18 protein-coding genes are annotated in these 15866 nt (G+C 36.3%); 5 read left to right on the top strand and 13 right to left on the bottom strand.

The window, feature by feature from the left end:
* Window positions 1–10 precede the first annotated feature (10 nt).
* The 7 genes from sdaAB to G6534_RS00250 form a co-directional block, all read right to left on the bottom strand.
* Window positions 11–682 carry an L-serine ammonia-lyase, iron-sulfur-dependent subunit beta gene (gene sdaAB, locus G6534_RS00280; protein ID WP_010021103.1) on the bottom strand — a complete coding sequence of 224 codons (672 nt, stop codon included), beginning with the start codon at window positions 680–682 and terminating at the stop codon, window positions 11–13.
* A 138-nt stretch (window positions 683–820) separates the two neighbouring features.
* A complete protein-coding gene (locus G6534_RS00275) occupies window positions 821–2257 on the bottom strand; it encodes a C69 family dipeptidase (protein WP_059074580.1) in 1437 nt (478 codons plus the stop codon).
* Window positions 2258–2297: 40 nt separating this feature from the next.
* Window positions 2298–2654 carry a PqqD family peptide modification chaperone gene (locus G6534_RS00270; protein WP_059074579.1) on the bottom strand — a complete coding sequence of 119 codons (357 nt, stop codon included), beginning with the start codon at window positions 2652–2654 and terminating at the stop codon, window positions 2298–2300.
* 17 nt (window positions 2655–2671) lie between these two features.
* Window positions 2672–4585 carry an OPT/YSL family transporter gene (locus G6534_RS00265; protein WP_182082976.1) on the bottom strand — a complete coding sequence of 638 codons (1914 nt, stop codon included), beginning with the start codon at window positions 4583–4585 and terminating at the stop codon, window positions 2672–2674.
* 13 nt (window positions 4586–4598) lie between these two features.
* On the bottom strand, window positions 4599–5636 hold the full coding sequence (gene tdcB, locus G6534_RS00260) for a bifunctional threonine ammonia-lyase/L-serine ammonia-lyase TdcB (RefSeq protein WP_059074577.1): 1038 nt from the start codon (window positions 5634–5636) through the stop codon (window positions 4599–4601).
* A 21-nt stretch (window positions 5637–5657) separates the two neighbouring features.
* Window positions 5658–6764 carry an alanine dehydrogenase gene (gene ald / locus G6534_RS00255; protein ID WP_059074576.1) on the bottom strand — a complete coding sequence of 369 codons (1107 nt, stop codon included), beginning with the start codon at window positions 6762–6764 and terminating at the stop codon, window positions 5658–5660.
* A gap of 543 nt (window positions 6765–7307) precedes the next feature.
* Entirely contained in the window at window positions 7308–8723 is a 1416-nt protein-coding gene (locus G6534_RS00250; protein ID WP_369833266.1) for a glycoside hydrolase family 1 protein, read from the bottom strand.
* 150 nt (window positions 8724–8873) lie between these two features.
* Here G6534_RS00250 and G6534_RS00245 point away from each other — a divergent pair, with 150 nt between their 5' ends.
* Entirely contained in the window at window positions 8874–9596 is a 723-nt protein-coding gene (locus G6534_RS00245) for a GntR family transcriptional regulator (RefSeq protein ID WP_059074574.1), read from the top strand.
* Between the two features lie 35 nt (window positions 9597–9631).
* On the opposite strand, the gene G6534_RS00240 is transcribed toward G6534_RS00245, so the two are convergent.
* A complete protein-coding gene (locus tag G6534_RS00240) occupies window positions 9632–10654 on the bottom strand; it encodes an LCP family protein (protein WP_182082975.1) in 1023 nt (340 codons plus the stop codon).
* Between the two features lie 149 nt (window positions 10655–10803).
* On the opposite strand from G6534_RS00240, the gene G6534_RS00235 reads away from it, so the two are divergent.
* The gene (locus G6534_RS00235; protein WP_059074573.1) at window positions 10804–11292 is read left to right on the top strand and encodes a cysteine hydrolase family protein; all 489 of its coding nucleotides are present in this window, start codon (window positions 10804–10806) and stop codon (window positions 11290–11292) included.
* A gap of 33 nt (window positions 11293–11325) precedes the next feature.
* Here G6534_RS00235 and G6534_RS00230 read toward each other — a convergent pair whose 3' ends face one another.
* Together G6534_RS00230 and G6534_RS00225 are read right to left on the bottom strand one after the other, a co-directional pair.
* A complete protein-coding gene (locus G6534_RS00230) occupies window positions 11326–11595 on the bottom strand; it encodes a hypothetical protein (protein ID WP_059074572.1) in 270 nt (89 codons plus the stop codon).
* A gap of 110 nt (window positions 11596–11705) precedes the next feature.
* Window positions 11706–12032, bottom strand: a complete 327-nt coding sequence (locus G6534_RS00225) for a thioredoxin family protein (RefSeq protein ID WP_059074571.1) — start codon at window positions 12030–12032, stop codon at window positions 11706–11708.
* A 163-nt stretch (window positions 12033–12195) separates the two neighbouring features.
* Here G6534_RS00225 and G6534_RS00220 point away from each other — a divergent pair, with 163 nt between their 5' ends.
* A complete protein-coding gene (locus tag G6534_RS00220) occupies window positions 12196–12465 on the top strand; it encodes a metal-sensing transcriptional repressor (protein ID WP_057815343.1) in 270 nt (89 codons plus the stop codon).
* Window positions 12466–12529: 64 nt separating this feature from the next.
* On the opposite strand, the gene G6534_RS00215 is transcribed toward G6534_RS00220, so the two are convergent.
* Together G6534_RS00215 and G6534_RS00210 are read right to left on the bottom strand one after the other, a co-directional pair.
* Window positions 12530–13222 carry a VIT1/CCC1 transporter family protein gene (locus G6534_RS00215; RefSeq protein WP_238788918.1) on the bottom strand — a complete coding sequence of 231 codons (693 nt, stop codon included), beginning with the start codon at window positions 13220–13222 and terminating at the stop codon, window positions 12530–12532.
* 22 nt (window positions 13223–13244) lie between these two features.
* Window positions 13245–13934 (bottom strand): VIT1/CCC1 transporter family protein, encoded by a 690-nt coding sequence (locus G6534_RS00210; RefSeq protein WP_059074570.1) that lies wholly within the window; start codon window positions 13932–13934, stop codon window positions 13245–13247.
* Between the two features lie 201 nt (window positions 13935–14135).
* Between G6534_RS00210 and G6534_RS00205 the strand changes: the two genes are divergently transcribed.
* Complete coding sequence (locus tag G6534_RS00205) at window positions 14136–14600, top strand: Fur family transcriptional regulator (protein WP_059074569.1); 465 nt, start codon at window positions 14136–14138, stop codon at window positions 14598–14600.
* Complete coding sequence (gene arsC / locus G6534_RS00200; RefSeq protein WP_059074568.1) at window positions 14593–15015, top strand: arsenate reductase (thioredoxin); 423 nt, start codon at window positions 14593–14595, stop codon at window positions 15013–15015. Before G6534_RS00205 ends, arsC begins: the two co-directional genes overlap by 8 nt.
* A gap of 52 nt (window positions 15016–15067) precedes the next feature.
* Here arsC and G6534_RS00195 read toward each other — a convergent pair whose 3' ends face one another.
* The gene (locus G6534_RS00195) at window positions 15068–15865 is read right to left on the bottom strand and encodes a metal ABC transporter permease (protein ID WP_119318648.1); all 798 of its coding nucleotides are present in this window, start codon (window positions 15863–15865) and stop codon (window positions 15068–15070) included.
* Window position 15866: the final 1 nt, after the last annotated feature.

Here is a 15866-nt window from a genome sequence, read left to right as displayed (position 1 = left end):
TTTTTATCCCCTATTCAAAATACGTTGCATTATCGACATGTGGCAATGACTTCAATTTATCCAAAATCTCTTCTCGGTCGCGACGTTCATCTACCTCAATAATCATGATGGCTTTTTCGCCTTTAGAAGCTCGAGTAACGGTCATCGTTCCAATATTAATATCGAAATTGGAAAAGACATTAGTAACTTTAGCAATCATACCAGCTACATCTTGATGAACTGTAATATAAGTTGGAGTTCCTAAGCTCAAAGACATCTTAAATCCGTTGATCTCTGAAATTTGAATATTTCCACCACCAATAGATACGCCAGTAACTGATAATTCGTGGTCTCCCTTAACGAGGGTAATTTTGGCAGTATTAGGATGAGCAACTTTGTCACTCTTAGGCACAAAGGCTACCTTGATTCCCGATTCATAGGCGATTTTCAAAGAATCGGACAAGCGTCTATCATCTGGTTCCATTCCTAACAAACCACCAACAATAGCTACATCGGTTCCGTGACCGCGGTAAGTTTTGGCAAAGGATTCATATAAGTCGATCGTAATCTTATCTGGCTTTTCACCGAAGATATCATGGACCACTTTTCCAATTCGAGCGGCACCAGCAGTATGAGAACTACTTGGCCCTACCATTACTGGTCCGATAATATCAAAAACACTTTTAAAACGTACGTCTTTCATGATGATTTACCCCTATTTTTCGTTAATTAAAGTTTACAATTATTGGTTGGTAAATTCATTAATATTTTTATCTATTTAGCAAAATAACGGCAAACACCCCCGAATCTTAGGGAGTATTTGCCGTTATTCTTGACTTTTTTAAAGATTTGGATCCATCTTAAATGTTAATTTGCTTAGCTCTGTACCTTTAGTAATTAAGTCAGCAATATGAGCCTTTGTTTCGTCATTGTAGTGTTTGACAATTTCGTGATTTTGTTCTGTTAAGTAATCTGTCAAAGCATCACCTGACATTGTAACGGCCTTCTTGTCTACTTCGGCAATTTTTCTTCTAGCCCATTCTGATAATTTCTTTTGATAATCGAGGTTGGGTTCAGTAAATTCGCTGTAGTGACTTTCAACGACCATAGCCAATGTTTCATACATCCAGTAAGCACTCTTCATATCGAGTTTTTCTGGTGTGTAGCTATACGATTCGTCAATATCATTAGCATTAGTAAAGAATGGAACTTGTGGACAGAAACTAGGTACACCGAATCCAGTCCATTCAACACCAGCTGCACCATTCTTGTCTGAATCTCTCATTTGAAGAATGTGGGAATTAGCTGTACGTGACAATGAAATAGCACGGTATGTTCTTCTCTCATGTTCAGTACCATTCCCTAGTGGGTCGTATTTTGTTTCATTGTAATGTGATTTCAAGATGTATTGAATGTCTTCTACAGCAATCTTCTTTTCAGCTTTTCTAATGAAAGGAAGTTCTGGTGATTCGGGATCTTGTGTATCATCAGATGGATTCAAATAGCGTTGTGCAAACCATACACGTGGTGTGTTGTAGTGATGATCTTGTTCCGTATTTGTACCAAAGATGTGTCTGAAGTCCCAACGGTCAAAATCTGGGTTTAGTCCGTGTTCTTCAACGAATTCTTGAATACCGTCAGCCCACATATAGTTGTCTGGATCATTGAAGTCGATGTCTTGAATAGCAACTTGATTAGCGGCTACAGCATAACAGTCATCAGGAATTCTCACAGCTACCCATTGATGTCCAGTAACAACTTCCATATACCAAACTTCGTCTTTATCAATAAATTGCAATCCATTACCTTCAGCTGAACCATATTTAGCAACTAATTTACCTAAATATTTAACGCCATCACGAGCTGAGTCAATGTATGGCAAAACTAAGGTTGCTAGTGAATCTTCAGCCAAACCATTTTTAACGTATGGATCAAAAGCTAAAACTTTTTCGTTAGCATAAACACTTTCAGTTGCACTAAGGCCAACATTTTTTTCGTTAAAGCCATCTTCTTCATTAGGACCAGTACTTTGGTCAGCATCTAGTGTTGAAGTATAACGATAACCACTTTCTGGATATGGCATTGTCATTTTGTTATATGGTGAAACATAAGTTTCGTGACGGCCTGAAACCGCTGGTTGGACGATAATCCGCTTTCTATAAATAGCATTAAGACGGTCTTCATTTCTGGAAATATATGTGGCTCCATCCATTGAAGCTTTCTTACCTACCATCATTGATGTACATGCTGATGATTCAATACGATCTAGCTCTGTCATTTTTAAGTCCCCCAATATAAATTTTTTCATTCTTATATTATTATGATACTCGTTCTATTAAATGATCGACACTCTCAATTTGGTTTAGGAATAAAACCAACCTAGTATAGCGATACTTATCGGCATCTGGAAATTTTTGTGCCAATTCTTTGCCAATTTCGTAGGCATTGCGATGGCCGTTGATTTTCGTAAATACGAAGCTTCCGTACTCATCCATTTCTAAATAGGTTTTTTCAGGAATGTGCATGTGCAACTTACGACAGAAGTTTTGAATTGGATGATTCTGCTCACGCACAATTGTGATAATGCCAGCTTTTCTTTTAAAAGTAACAGCTGGATTTTTTTGAAAGACCATCGTCTTTAAATCATCTTCAGTTAATTCTTGACGTTTTGCCATCGTGCTGCCTCCTCGATTTATTTATTCACTTTTTTAATATTTGTTAAAGGTAGAATCATTAAAATTACTAGAACTACCAAGAGAATCAATCCCATATTATTGCTACCAACAAATCCTGTTGGTGTCTTGTCACCTAAAACATTTGTTACATGCAAGATAATACCAATCAAGCCAATAATTGAACCACCGGCAATTAAACCAGATGATAGACTGACACCACTTTGAACACGTTTGTCTCTGAGCTCTTTTTCAGCCGTAATTTTTTCAATTAATAGCTTAATTAAAGCACCGACCAAAATGATTGAAGTTGTGGAAATTGGTAGATAGAATCCTAAAGCAACAGTCATAATGGATAAACCTAACATCCAACATACGATAGCCATAACAACACCGATGATAATCATGATCCAAGGAAGATTTCCAGACATGATACCGGTTGTCAATGTAGCAATCAAGTTAGCTTGTGGCATGCCAAATGGTGGGTTAGATCCTGTAATTTTTAATTGTGGCTCCAAGATTACTGTTGTACCAACAACAACGATAACACCAATCATAGCGGCAATCATGAAGTACCTCATCATTTCATTCTTGTTACCGCCAATAACATAGTTAACCTTTTGTGTTTGCATATAAGCACCACCAACTGAGATGGCTGTAACAATGAATACACCGAACAGCAAGAGAATTTGGTTGTTTGCATTGCTAGTCCAACCGAAGATTACAAATACCAGAGTCATAATAACTAATGAAGCAATTGTCATACCTGATACAGGGGCATTTGAACAGCCAATAGTACCAGCCAAACGAGCAGAAACAATGACAAATAGTAATGCCAAAATAAGTGAAAGGATTCCACCAACGATTGCCATCGCAATGTTACCAGCAATGAAGAATCCAACTACAAAAATAGCAATAACAGCAATCAATAATGACCAAATACCTAGCATGTTCCTATCATCTGAAGAACTATTTCTAGCATTTAAAGTCTTCTTAATTGAAGTAACGATAACTGGAATCAACTTAACGGCACCAACGATACCACCACAGAGCATCATTCCGGCACCGATATATTTAGAATATGAACCAGCAACTTGATCAACATTCATTTGGTTAACTGCCAAACCAATATCATTCCAGTCCTTAGCATGATTCCCAGCTAATTGAGTAAAATTAGCAATCAATGGTGTAATTGCGAAGTTAGACAAAATAGATCCGGCAAACATCGTTAAAGCAACGTCTAGTCCAACAACGAAACCAATTCCAGCTAATATTGGATTTACTTCAGTAGACATCTTCCAACGATAGAAAGAATTACCAATATAAGTAATTGTACTGTTGACCCAGCCAAATACTTGCGTTGTCAACATTGTTAAAATTCCACCGATACCAAAACCAATACCCATGAATTTTAATGAATCACCACCAGCTTCAGAGGCTACCAAAGCTTCTGAAATCGCCATGGATTCGGGATAAACTAGTTTACCGTGTTCTTCAACTACCAAATAATTTTGAACTAGTGAAGCCGTACCAATAGCGAATAATACCGCCAAAGCACCAACTAAAACACCAGCGATGAAGTTAACACGTCCACCAATAACGATAATGGCAGGCAAAACATAGATCATACCACTAGCAATAGATTCACCACCACTAGACATACCTTGCATCAAATTCTTTCCTAAAATTCCTTTCTTTTTAGCAAAGGCTGATACAAGCCCAGAACCAATAATAGATCCTGGAATACCGGCAGCAACTGTCAATCCAGCTTTCATGCCTGAATAAGCTGTTGAAGCGGCGAAAATCACTGCCAAAATTGCACCCATAATCATAACGATGGTATTACCACCATGATTATCTTTATCAGTCACATACGGAACGTATTTTTCACCAGAAACACCCCCATAAGCTGACTGCGATAGGCTCTTTTTCATTTCAATACACCCCCTAACCTACGGAATGATTAGTTGTTACCAAAAAGTGATCGATGTTTTTAGAAACTTGTTCCAAATCAACATTGCCACCAGAAACTAAAGCAACGACCTTTTTATGATTTAACCATTTTGAATCGATTTTTTTTGCTTCCAAAGCTGCTGTCGGTAAAGCCCCCGCTCCTTCAGCAACTGTCTTAGTTCTTTGTAATAAGTCTTTCATAGCCTTAGCAATTTCTTCTTCATTAACTAAAACCATTTCATCAACTAAGTTCTTAGTAATTGGGAAAGTTATGTCTCCAGGTGTAGCAACAGCTGTTCCATCAGCCAAAGTCTTGCCTTTACTATAGGTTGTTAATTTATTAGCTTCATAAGATGCTGTCATCCCATGAACATTTTCTGATTGAACTCCAACAATGTGAATATTAGGATTAAATGACTTCAAAGCAGTTGCAATTCCAGAAATCAATCCGCCACCACCGACAGGAACGATAACTGTATCGACATCCCACATTTGATCAAGAATTTCTAACCCAATTGAACCTTGACCAGCAATGACATCAACATCGTTATATGGATCAACGATTGTATAGCCTTTTCTTTCGGCTTCTTCTTCCATAAATTGGTGTGCCTCATCAAAATTATCACCATGTAGAATGACCTTTGCACCATATCCAGCAGTTGCTTCCTGCTTAGCAATTGGAGCACCATGTGGCATGATAACAACTGAGTCTATTCCCAAAAGGTGCGATGTTAAAGCTACTCCCTGAGCATGATTACCGGCCGAAGCTGTGATGACACCACGTGCTTTTTCAGCATCACTCAAATGATTGATTTTATTAAAAGCACCTCTAAATTTGAATGATCCAGTTAATTGCATGTTTTCTAGCTTCAAGTAAACCTCCCCATGAGCTATATTACGGCTTAAAAACATTGATTGAATCAGTGGTGTGACTCGACCCACTTCGTGAATAGAGTGAGCTGCTTCCTCAATATCTCTCATACAAACAGGATTTTGAAAATCTTTTGATTGTTTAATATCTTCTGCAGTCATCAACTCGTTCACCCCCTATTATTAAATTGCATCAATTTCTGTAAAATCATAATTCAATGAATCGGCCAAACCTTTATTAGTTACTTTTCCTTGATAAATATTAATTCCAGACATCAAAGCCTCATCATCTTTAATAGCTTGATCCAAACCTTTCTCAACTATCTCCAGTAAGTAAGAAATATTCCCACTAGCTAATGCCAATGTTGCAGTTCTTGGTACAGCCCCTGGCTGATTTGGAACAGCGTAATGAATAATCCCATCTTTCACAAATACTGGATCTTCAATCGTAGTTGGATGGTCAATTGTTTCTACCGTCCCCCCTTGGTCAATTGCAACATCAACAATTACACTTCCAGGTTTCATTGATTTAACCATTTTTTCAGTAACTAATTTTGGTGGTCTAGCTCCTGGAATCAAAACTGTTGAGATGAACAAATCGGCGTTTTTAATATATTTGGCAATGTTTTCTGTATTTGAAATAATTCCTTGATAATCTTGTCCTGCAAAGTGTTTCTCTAACCAATCCAAGCGTTCTTGCTTTACTTCGAGAATACTTACGTGACATCCCATATTCAAAGCAAGCGTAGCAGCATTTACAGCAGCATTACCACCACCTAGAATCACAACATTACCAGCTTTGACTTCAGGAGTTCCACAAAGCAAGATGCCTTCTCCTTCGTGTTGTGCTTCCAAATAATAAGTTCCCATAATTACTGAACGACGACCAGCAATGGCACTCATTGGTGCTAACAATTGCAACTTGTTATCCTTAATAATCGTTTCTCCACCGATGGCAGTTGTCTTAGACTTAATCATTGCTTTAACTGTTTCTGGAGAAGATGCCAAGTGTTGAAATCCCCAAACAATTTGATTTGGCTTGAAATATTGATATTCTTCTGCATCCGGTTCTTTAACTTTAACCACCAGATCTGCATCCCAAGTCTTTGCATGACTAACAATTTGTCCGCCAGCCTTTTGGTAATCTTCATTGCTAAAACCAGAACCTATACCTGCGTTTTCTTCAACTAAAACTTCAGCTCCAACATTTACTAATTTTTGAACATTTTCTGGTGTAACGCCCACACGTCCTTCGCCAGGTTTTTGTTCTTTAACAACGCCAACGATCATTATTAATTTTCCTCCTTTATCCTTAATTTCATTTTCATGTTACCGCCTTCATTTACGAAAAACAATCATTTTTGTGATAAAAATCACAGTTTTGTTTTCCTGAGATTGTGAAGTGTTTATGTTTCTTAAACAGTTGTTTCGCCTTTATATCACGGTTTATAAAGGCTACACTTGTAAAACGTTTATTTTTAAATATTTGAAATTCTTATAAATTATAAATATAAGCATATTTTTCACATTTCATTTTCATAAAATGTTTATTTTTATTTTCATATTAGATTTTTTTATTTTAAAACCTTAATTTAATCCACAATTTATAATTGGAATTAAAAACTAATTAATTTTTGCTCATAATTTACTAATATTGAATTGTATATTATGAGAAAACACCTGTTTAACTTAGCAAATAATATGCCAATTAAAAAATATTTCACAAAAGGACCTAGATTTTTTACCATAAAAAAAGTGCATCTATTTAGAAATAGTGATCAACTATTTCTAAATGGATGCATTTCTAATATTAACTATAAGGTTAAAATGAATCTAAGCATATTGTGTTTTTTCTGTTTCTAAATTCAAATCATTCAGATTCTCACCATTAGACTCAATAACTTGTTTAAGCCACCAATAACTCTTCTTGGGAATTCGTTCCATATCTTTCAAGTCATGGTTAGTCCGATTAACATAGACCGTTCCATAACGTTTATCCATATTGCCACTAGAACTAGGAATATCAATCAAACCCCATCCTAAATAGCCAAGAACTTCGACACCGTCTTCAAAGATGGCATCTTTCATTGCTTGAATGTGATTGCGCATATAATTGATTCGTCCATCGTCTTGTATTTCTTGACCTTTGTATTCCTCGCGCATACCTAGACCGTTTTCAATTGGAAACATTGGTACACTGTATTCGTTATAAACTTTTGCCAAAATATCTCTAAATCCCGCCGGATCAATTTGCCAGCCATATTCTGATGTTTCTAAGTACGGATTCTTCTTACTACCATAATCTAAATACAAATTAGGTACTGTATTAAGCGGTACTCTCGTTGAATCGATTGTCTCACTACGATAATAACTGAAAGCAATAAAATCTGAACTTACTTGAATCAAAGCCTCATCATCATTCAATTGATAATCCATTTCAATCTTATGATTTTTGACATACGTCATTACTTCATGAGAATAACGTCCATAAATAAAGACATCAAGTAAATCACGATTTAAAAATTCATCAATTTTTCGTGCATATAATACATCTTGAGGATTAGGTGTAGCTGGATAAACTTCACTGTAAGCTAGCATTCCACCAATTTGGCAATCAGTATGTTCATGAATAAAATTAGCTACGCCAGCGTGGGCTAACATTACATGGTGACTGATCTGATATAATTCATCAATTGTCTTATCGCCCTTTAAATAACCAGAAATATTAAAGGCCTCACTCGTGTGATAAAGATTCTGTTCATTAAAAGTAATCCAATATTTAACTCGATCTCCAAATCTCTTTACCATTTCAATGCCATATCTGACAAATGCCTTAACTACTGGACGTGATAAAAAGCCATTATATTTTTGAGCTAAAGATAGTGGCATGTCAAAATGATACAAACAAATCATTGGTGTAATATTGCGTTTCAAAAGTGCGTCGATCATCTTGTTATAAAATTCGATTCCTTTTTCATTGAAGTTGCCATCTCCTTCAGGGTCAACTCTACTCCAAGAAATTTGAAATCTATAAAAATTCATGCCTTGGCTAGCCATTAAATTGAAATCTTCTTCAAAGCGATGATACTCGTCAATACCATCTTTCCAATCAGAAGTACCATCAGTAGCTGGTCTGACATCATAAACTGATTTGCCTTTACCATCTAAATTCCATGCACCTTCTGTTTGCATACTAGACGTAGAATTTCCCCAGAAAAAATTCTTTGGTAACTTGTTAGTCATAATCATTCCGCCTCTCTGATTGAATACGCTTTCATCATATCACAAAAAGTGTTAATGTAAATAACAAATAGGTAATAAGTATATACTTTTATATTCAAAAGAAATTTATTCTTTTTCATGATAAACTTAACCATGAACAATTAGGGAGATAATGTTATGGCTTACAAATACAAAGAAGTTGCTAATTCTTTACGCAAAGCAATTCAGGCAGGCAAATATGAACCTGGAGAAAATTTACCAGATCAAAATCAAATTGCTAAAAATTTTAATACCACTCGCATCACCGTCCACAAGGCACTCCAATTATTGATGGTTGAAGGAATGATTTATTCAAAACGTGGTGCAGGAACTTTTGTTAGAAAAGATTACGTTGCGGATGACCACAGTAAGTTTGGAAAGGTCTCTCCAATTGATAAACCCTTTGGAGCTACCAAAACCAATGCTGGAAAATCCGTAACTAGTAAAGTTTTGGAATTATCTGCTCGTATTCCCACTGAAGACGAGGCTGATAAATTACTTATCAAACCAACTGAACCAGTATACGTAATTAGACGGGTGCGTTACGTCAATGGGGTGGTTTTCGCTTATGAAAATACAATTATGCCGACTGCCATCACCACTTTGACTGAAGATATCCTCAAAAAATCAATCTACGGTCACATGCAAAAAGAAGGCCTGACAATCGAAGGAACTCACCGAATCATTTCCGCTGACAAAGCTAGCCAAATTGATGTTGAAACTGGTATTGCAGAAAAACTCGGGGAACCAGTTTTGGTCATCAATCAGCTAAGTTACCTTGAAGATGGCCAACCTTTTGAAATATCTGAGTCCCGTTTCCCTTATAAGACTAGTCAATTAACTGCTGATATAACTTTATGATTCCACACAAAAAGCGCACATAAAAGTGCGCTTTTTTAATACGTATTATTAGTATAGAAAGTCTTGTCTAATCCAAAAGTATTGTAATCTGTATCATCTTCATTTTCGAAGAAGGTTTTATTTTTAGCATTCAATTGTGTTTCAGTATTATTCAAAGTTTGGGTTGATAAGCCTAAATTATTACGTAATTTATCTGAAGCTTGCTGCATCGTATTTGTTGGCAAAATTTGGTAAGAACTTCCATTAATCCAAGCACTACGTCCTTGAAGTTGATTGAAGTCCATAGTTTTACCACTACTATGATATTTCAAAATAATTTGATCTATCTGACTAGTGGTCAAATCAGTGCTGATATCACTACCCAAATCCTTGATTAAATTAGGCAATTTAGTTAGATATTTAGGTTGTTCAAGCTTCTTTACTACCGCTTTTAAAATCTGTTGCTGACGAATTTGACGACCGTAATCCCCGCGAGGATCTTGATAACGCATTCTAGCATAAGTCAAAGCTTGCTTACCATTTAGATGATGCGTACCCTTAGGAATCGTAATTCCATCAAAGGAAACTTTCAGATCACTTGTCACTGTCACGCCACCAACGAAATCAACTGTCTTTTCCAAAGCTTCCATATTGATAGCCACGTGATAGTCAACGGGAACTCCTAACATGCTACCTACAGTACTTTTGGCCATTTTTGATAGGCCAATATTATATGCGGCATTGATTTTTTGAACGTTTTTTTCTTTGTCACCGACCATTTCAGCTAAAGCATCTCGTGGAATGGAATAAGCAACTGTTTTTTCAGTCTTAGGATTTAAGGTCAACAACATCATAGTATCTGAATTACCACGGTCAACACGGCCATCAGTCCCCGTATCTGCTCCCAAAAGCAAAATAGAAAATGGTTTACCGTTATTTATTTTACTAGATACGCTTTTCTTATTAGTATTCAAAGAGTTGAGTGATTGTTGCGTATGGTATATGAATACTCCCCCTGCACCTAATGCTGCTAATAGAAGTACACCTATAATTATTGAAACTATTTTTAATTTTTTCATTTTTATATCCTATATTTTTTATGATTCCTATTATAAGAGCAAATAATACTTATTATCAAATTTTAGCAACATTTTCCAAAAATATCGCTTTCATAAATTGAACCAAAATGATAATCTCAAACTATAAAAATGTTTTAGGGGGGATTAAAATGTCAGAATTAGCTGATGCTTTAATCGTAATTGATATGCAAAAGGCTCTACAATACAGTTATAACTTCGATGGATTGATTCACAGTATCAACGATCGAATCTCTCTATATCGTCAGGTCAACTTACCTATTATTTTTATTCAACACAATGATCAAGATGTTGTCCGGGGCAGTGAATTATGGCAACTATCAGGTAAATTAGACAAACAAAAAGAAGACATTGTGGTCGAAAAATTTCATCCTAATGCCTTCTATCAAACTAATTTAAATAAAGTTTTGATGAATCACAATATCCATACGATCGAACTCTGCGGAGCTCAAACTGAATATTGTTGCAACACCACAATTGTCATGGCTCACGGTCTTGGCTACAAAATTCTAATGGGACACGACATGACGACTACTTTTGACAATGACTACATGATTGCCGAAGATACGATTTCTTTCTTTGAAAATATTTGGAATCAACGTTTCGTGACTTTCCAATAAAAAATAAAAAAGCCGATTATTTCGGCTCTTCTATTATGCGTAGGTTACGCCACTATGAACTAATTCGTATCCGTTCAAATTCAAATCACCCAATACTCGATTGATGGTTTTATCTGGGAAATTACCATTCATCTTATATGCTAAATAGTATTTGGAAGAATCATCTGATGCAATCCAACGCCCTAACTGTGCCAATTCGGGATAAATTTTTGGATCAAAATCAACCGACCTGCCAAAGTCGATGGTGATGATTTCTCCTTCAAACCAACTGATATATTTCAACGTTCTGGGTAAAGTAGCCATGTGTAATCATCCCTTCTGAAGAATTTTGTGACAGTTTTCACAGATAAATATAACACCTTTTGAAGGCAAAAAAATATCCGATACCAAAAAAGTATCGGATATTGTAATTTTTACATATACTTCTCTAAGGCCATGCGGAATTTTTCTTCTGGCTGATAACCAACCATACGTCCTACAACGTTACCATCTTTCTTGATGATAAATGTTGGGATACCTTGAATTCCGAAATTGTTAGGTGTATCAGGATTATGATCAACGTTCATAGAAGTAAACTTGATCTTATCGCCTAATTCATCTTTAGAAGATAACTTCTCCAAAATTGGGTTCATCATCTTACATGGAGGACACCAGTCAGCGTTAAAATCTGTAATAACTAGTCCCTTACTTGTCTCATCGTTGAATGTCTTATCTGATAATTCAGTGATATTTGCCATCATTCAATCTCCTTCTCATATATCTTATGTAATCAATATACCCCCTAGGGTAAAATCACGCAACTATTTTGTTTTATCAATAATTCCCACATAGAAATAGCAATTATTTGCGACCCGTTACCCTTATGGGTATAATTGATTCAATAAACCAATTTGGGAGGAAATTATGTCTCAAACACCCGAAGAAATTGCCAGCAAAAAAATAACTAGTCGTTTAAAACGTTCACGTGGTCAACTCGATGCCGTATTAAGAATGATGGACGACGATAAACCCTGTGATCAAGTTTTAATGCAGTTGTCCGCTGTTAAATCCAGTGTTGATAAAGCAATGAAGCTAGTTATTGCCCAAAATATTCGTAAGAATTCTAATTGCACCGATGAAAAACAACTTGAAGAATTGCAAAAGTCGTTGGATTTGATGCTGAAAACTAAATAATCTCATTAGAATGTCGATTTATCCACATTCTAATGAGATTTTTTATTGCAATATTTTATATTTATTAAAGCATTAAACCAACTGAATAGTGAATTGCCATGGTAACTAATCCGACAATCACATTTCTAATAATAGCAGTTTTAACTAGGCCATCACCTAATTTAGCACTCAAGAATCCTGTCAAAGCAACTGACAAAGTAACGGCTAAAATTGTTCCTGGCCATTTAATAGCATTTGGTAACAGAGTCATCGCTACTAATGGGAAAATCCCACCGGATGCAGCGGAAACTAGTGATGAAAAGGCAGCGTCCCAAGGATTCATGTAATGTCCAAGTTGTAAGTCGTACTTAACACGGACAACTGTTCCTAAAGCATCTTGTTCCATTAATTCTTTAGCAATCTTATCAGCGGTAGCTTGCTTTACACCACGATCGACATAAAAATTAGCTACAACATTCAATTCATCTTGATAATTAGTTTTGATTAGTTCACGTTCTTTTTCAATTGCAGCTCTTTCGGTATCTTTTTGGGAGCTAACTGAAGCGTATTCTCCAGAAGCCATTGAAAAAGCACATGCGAGCAAATCTGATAATCCAGCAATAAAAATTGTGAAGGTGTTAGTTGTTGCTACGGCAACTGAGAACAAAACACCAACAACGGTTAAAATACCATCATTTGAACCTAAAACTCCAGCACGAAGAGTATTTGAACGTTCGGCCATTGTTTTCTTTTGTTTTTTTGGTTTAGACATTGTCATTGATTTCAACGTTTCTCACTCCTTAATGTGCAAATAAAGATCCAATTAAATAAGTTACTAACATCGTCAATAATCCAGAAACGATATTTCTCAAAACGGCTTTACCACGGTTGGCACCACCTAAAGCTGCAGCTGTATAACCAGTAATTGCCAGAGCAATCATAACTGCAATAACAGTTGCGACCATCTTAATACTTTGAGGAAACATTGTAATGGAAACTAGTGGCAAAATTGAACCAGTTGGGAAAGAAATCATTGAGGCCATCGCTGCCGCAATTGCACTAGTCTTTTCTTTTGGATTAAAACCGTATTTTTCACGAACGGCTACTTCCAGTGGATCATCACTCATCATTTCTTTAGTAGCTTGAGTGGCTAACTCATTAGAAATTCCAGTTGCTTGATACTTATTACGAATAAAATCAAATTCATCATCGTAATGTCCATCTAAGGCCGCTGATTCTTTTTCTACCGCTCTTTTTTCAGAATCACTTTGGGTACTAACTGATACCCACTCACCCATCGCCATTGAAACGGTTCCGGCTAACATTCCGGCAATACCTGATAGAAAAATAGCATGATTATTACTTTGAGCACTAGCAACACCGATAACAATACCGGCAATTGAAATAATTCCATCATTGGCACCCATAACACTGGCACGCATGACATTTATTTTTTCAGCTAAACTTTGTTTTTTCTTTGCTTTAGGCATGATGCTCACTCCTTAATTTTTTGTTACATTGGAATGGTTCTCATCTGTTAACGACTACATAATAACGCAGACCCTTTTAAAAGTAAACGAAATACCTTTCTAAAACGTTTTCAAGGTTTTTAGAAGTTTTCTTTGGTATTCTCTCTAATTTCGTCATATAATTACATTGAAATGATTCTAAGGTAGAAAGGAAGATTGCTCATGGCTAGTAATGCTGTAATGGAAGAAACACTACAAGTCCTAAAAGATCATAAGCTCAGAGTTACTCCACAGCGGCACATTATTTTGGCATACTTAGTTAGTCATCATAATCATCCTACCGTTGAAACGATTCGCGATGGACTCAGTAAAGATTTACCTAATATTGGGGCATCTACGATTTATAATACGCTGAACACTTTTGTTGACCACCATTTAGTCGTCGAATTACAAAACGGAGATGGCAGTACCCACTATGATTACTTCGGTACACCCCACTATCACGCTATTTGTACAAATTGTGGACGGATTGTAGACGTTACGTATCCTGGATTTAGCGATACCGAAAAGAACCTTGAAGAAAAAACTGCCGAGATTTCCGGTTATATGATTTCTGGTAATCATATGGAAGTTTATGGTTTATGCCCTGAATGTCAGATAAAGTTAGGAATTAAGAAAAATGACTAAGAGTATTTATTTTTTGTGTAGTGGCAACGCTTGTCGTAGTCAAATTGCTGAAGGATACGCTAAACAATATTTACCCAATTGGGACGTCCAAAGTGCCGGTGTGAGAGTCGATGGGTTGAATCCTTGGGCTGTCAAAACTATGGCTGAAGATGGGGTTGATATTTCACAACAATATTCCAAATTGATTGATCAAGATTTTCTTGACCAAGCTACTGTTGTCGTAACCCTTTGTGGTGAAGCTCGTGATAAATGTATCATCCCTCAAAGCACTCGCTGGTTGCATTGGCCTATCAATGATCCCGCTCTGGCAACCGGTAATGATGAAGAAATTGCAGCCGCTTTTAGAGATTCACGAGAAGATATCAAACAACGAATTATTCAATTAGCTGCATACGTAAAAAAGCAATCTAAGTAATATCAAAAAGCCCTGCTAGGCAATCTAGCAGGGCTTTATTTTTGTACAAATATTAATGATTTAATTTCCAATTTTTATAAGTCAAACCACAGAAGTAGGCTAAAACTTCAAAACTAGAAATGAAGAAAGTAACTGGCCAGTTGGTAATAAAGGCTAAATACAAACCTAACCAAACACCAGCTAACGATAATCCAACTGAAACCATCAACAACTTAGGAATCGTATGAACTAAATACTTAGCTGTGGCACCAGGCAACGTCAACAACACGAAGACTAACAGCGATCCAACGATTTGAGCACCAATACTAACACTCAAAGCTAAGGTCACTAAGAAAGCAATCGACAATAAACGAGTCTTCAAACCGGCTGCACGAGCACCGATATGGTCGAAGGAATCAAATGATAACGGCTTGTAAAAAATTATGAAAATAGCAATTACTACCACTGCCAAAATCACTAATTGTTGAACTTCTTTGGCGCTGATACCAACAATGCTACCAAATAAGATATTCGTCGCATAACTACTTGATTCTGAAGACAGTGATAAGAAAAGAATTCCTAAACCAATGAATAACGAAGAAATAGCACTAATCGAAGCTTCTCTTCTCGAGCTTTCTGAACTTAAACTACCAACTGCTATTGAACTAATAATCGTGAAAAGAATCATCCCAGCTAAGGGAGAAATTCCAATCAGAATTCCAAATGATGCCCCAGCAAAACCGATTTCTGACAAAGTATGTGAGAGAAAGGACATGTTTCTAGAAACAACGAAAACACCAACGATACCAGCCGTAATAGCTATGAAAGTACTAGCAATAAAGGCTTGGCGCATAAATTCATATTCAAACATC

The sequence above is a fragment of the Companilactobacillus pabuli genome, from assembly GCF_014058425.1.
Classification (GTDB): Bacteria; Bacillota; Bacilli; order Lactobacillales; family Lactobacillaceae; genus Companilactobacillus; species Companilactobacillus pabuli.
This window is presented reverse-complemented; position numbering and strand designations above follow the sequence as displayed.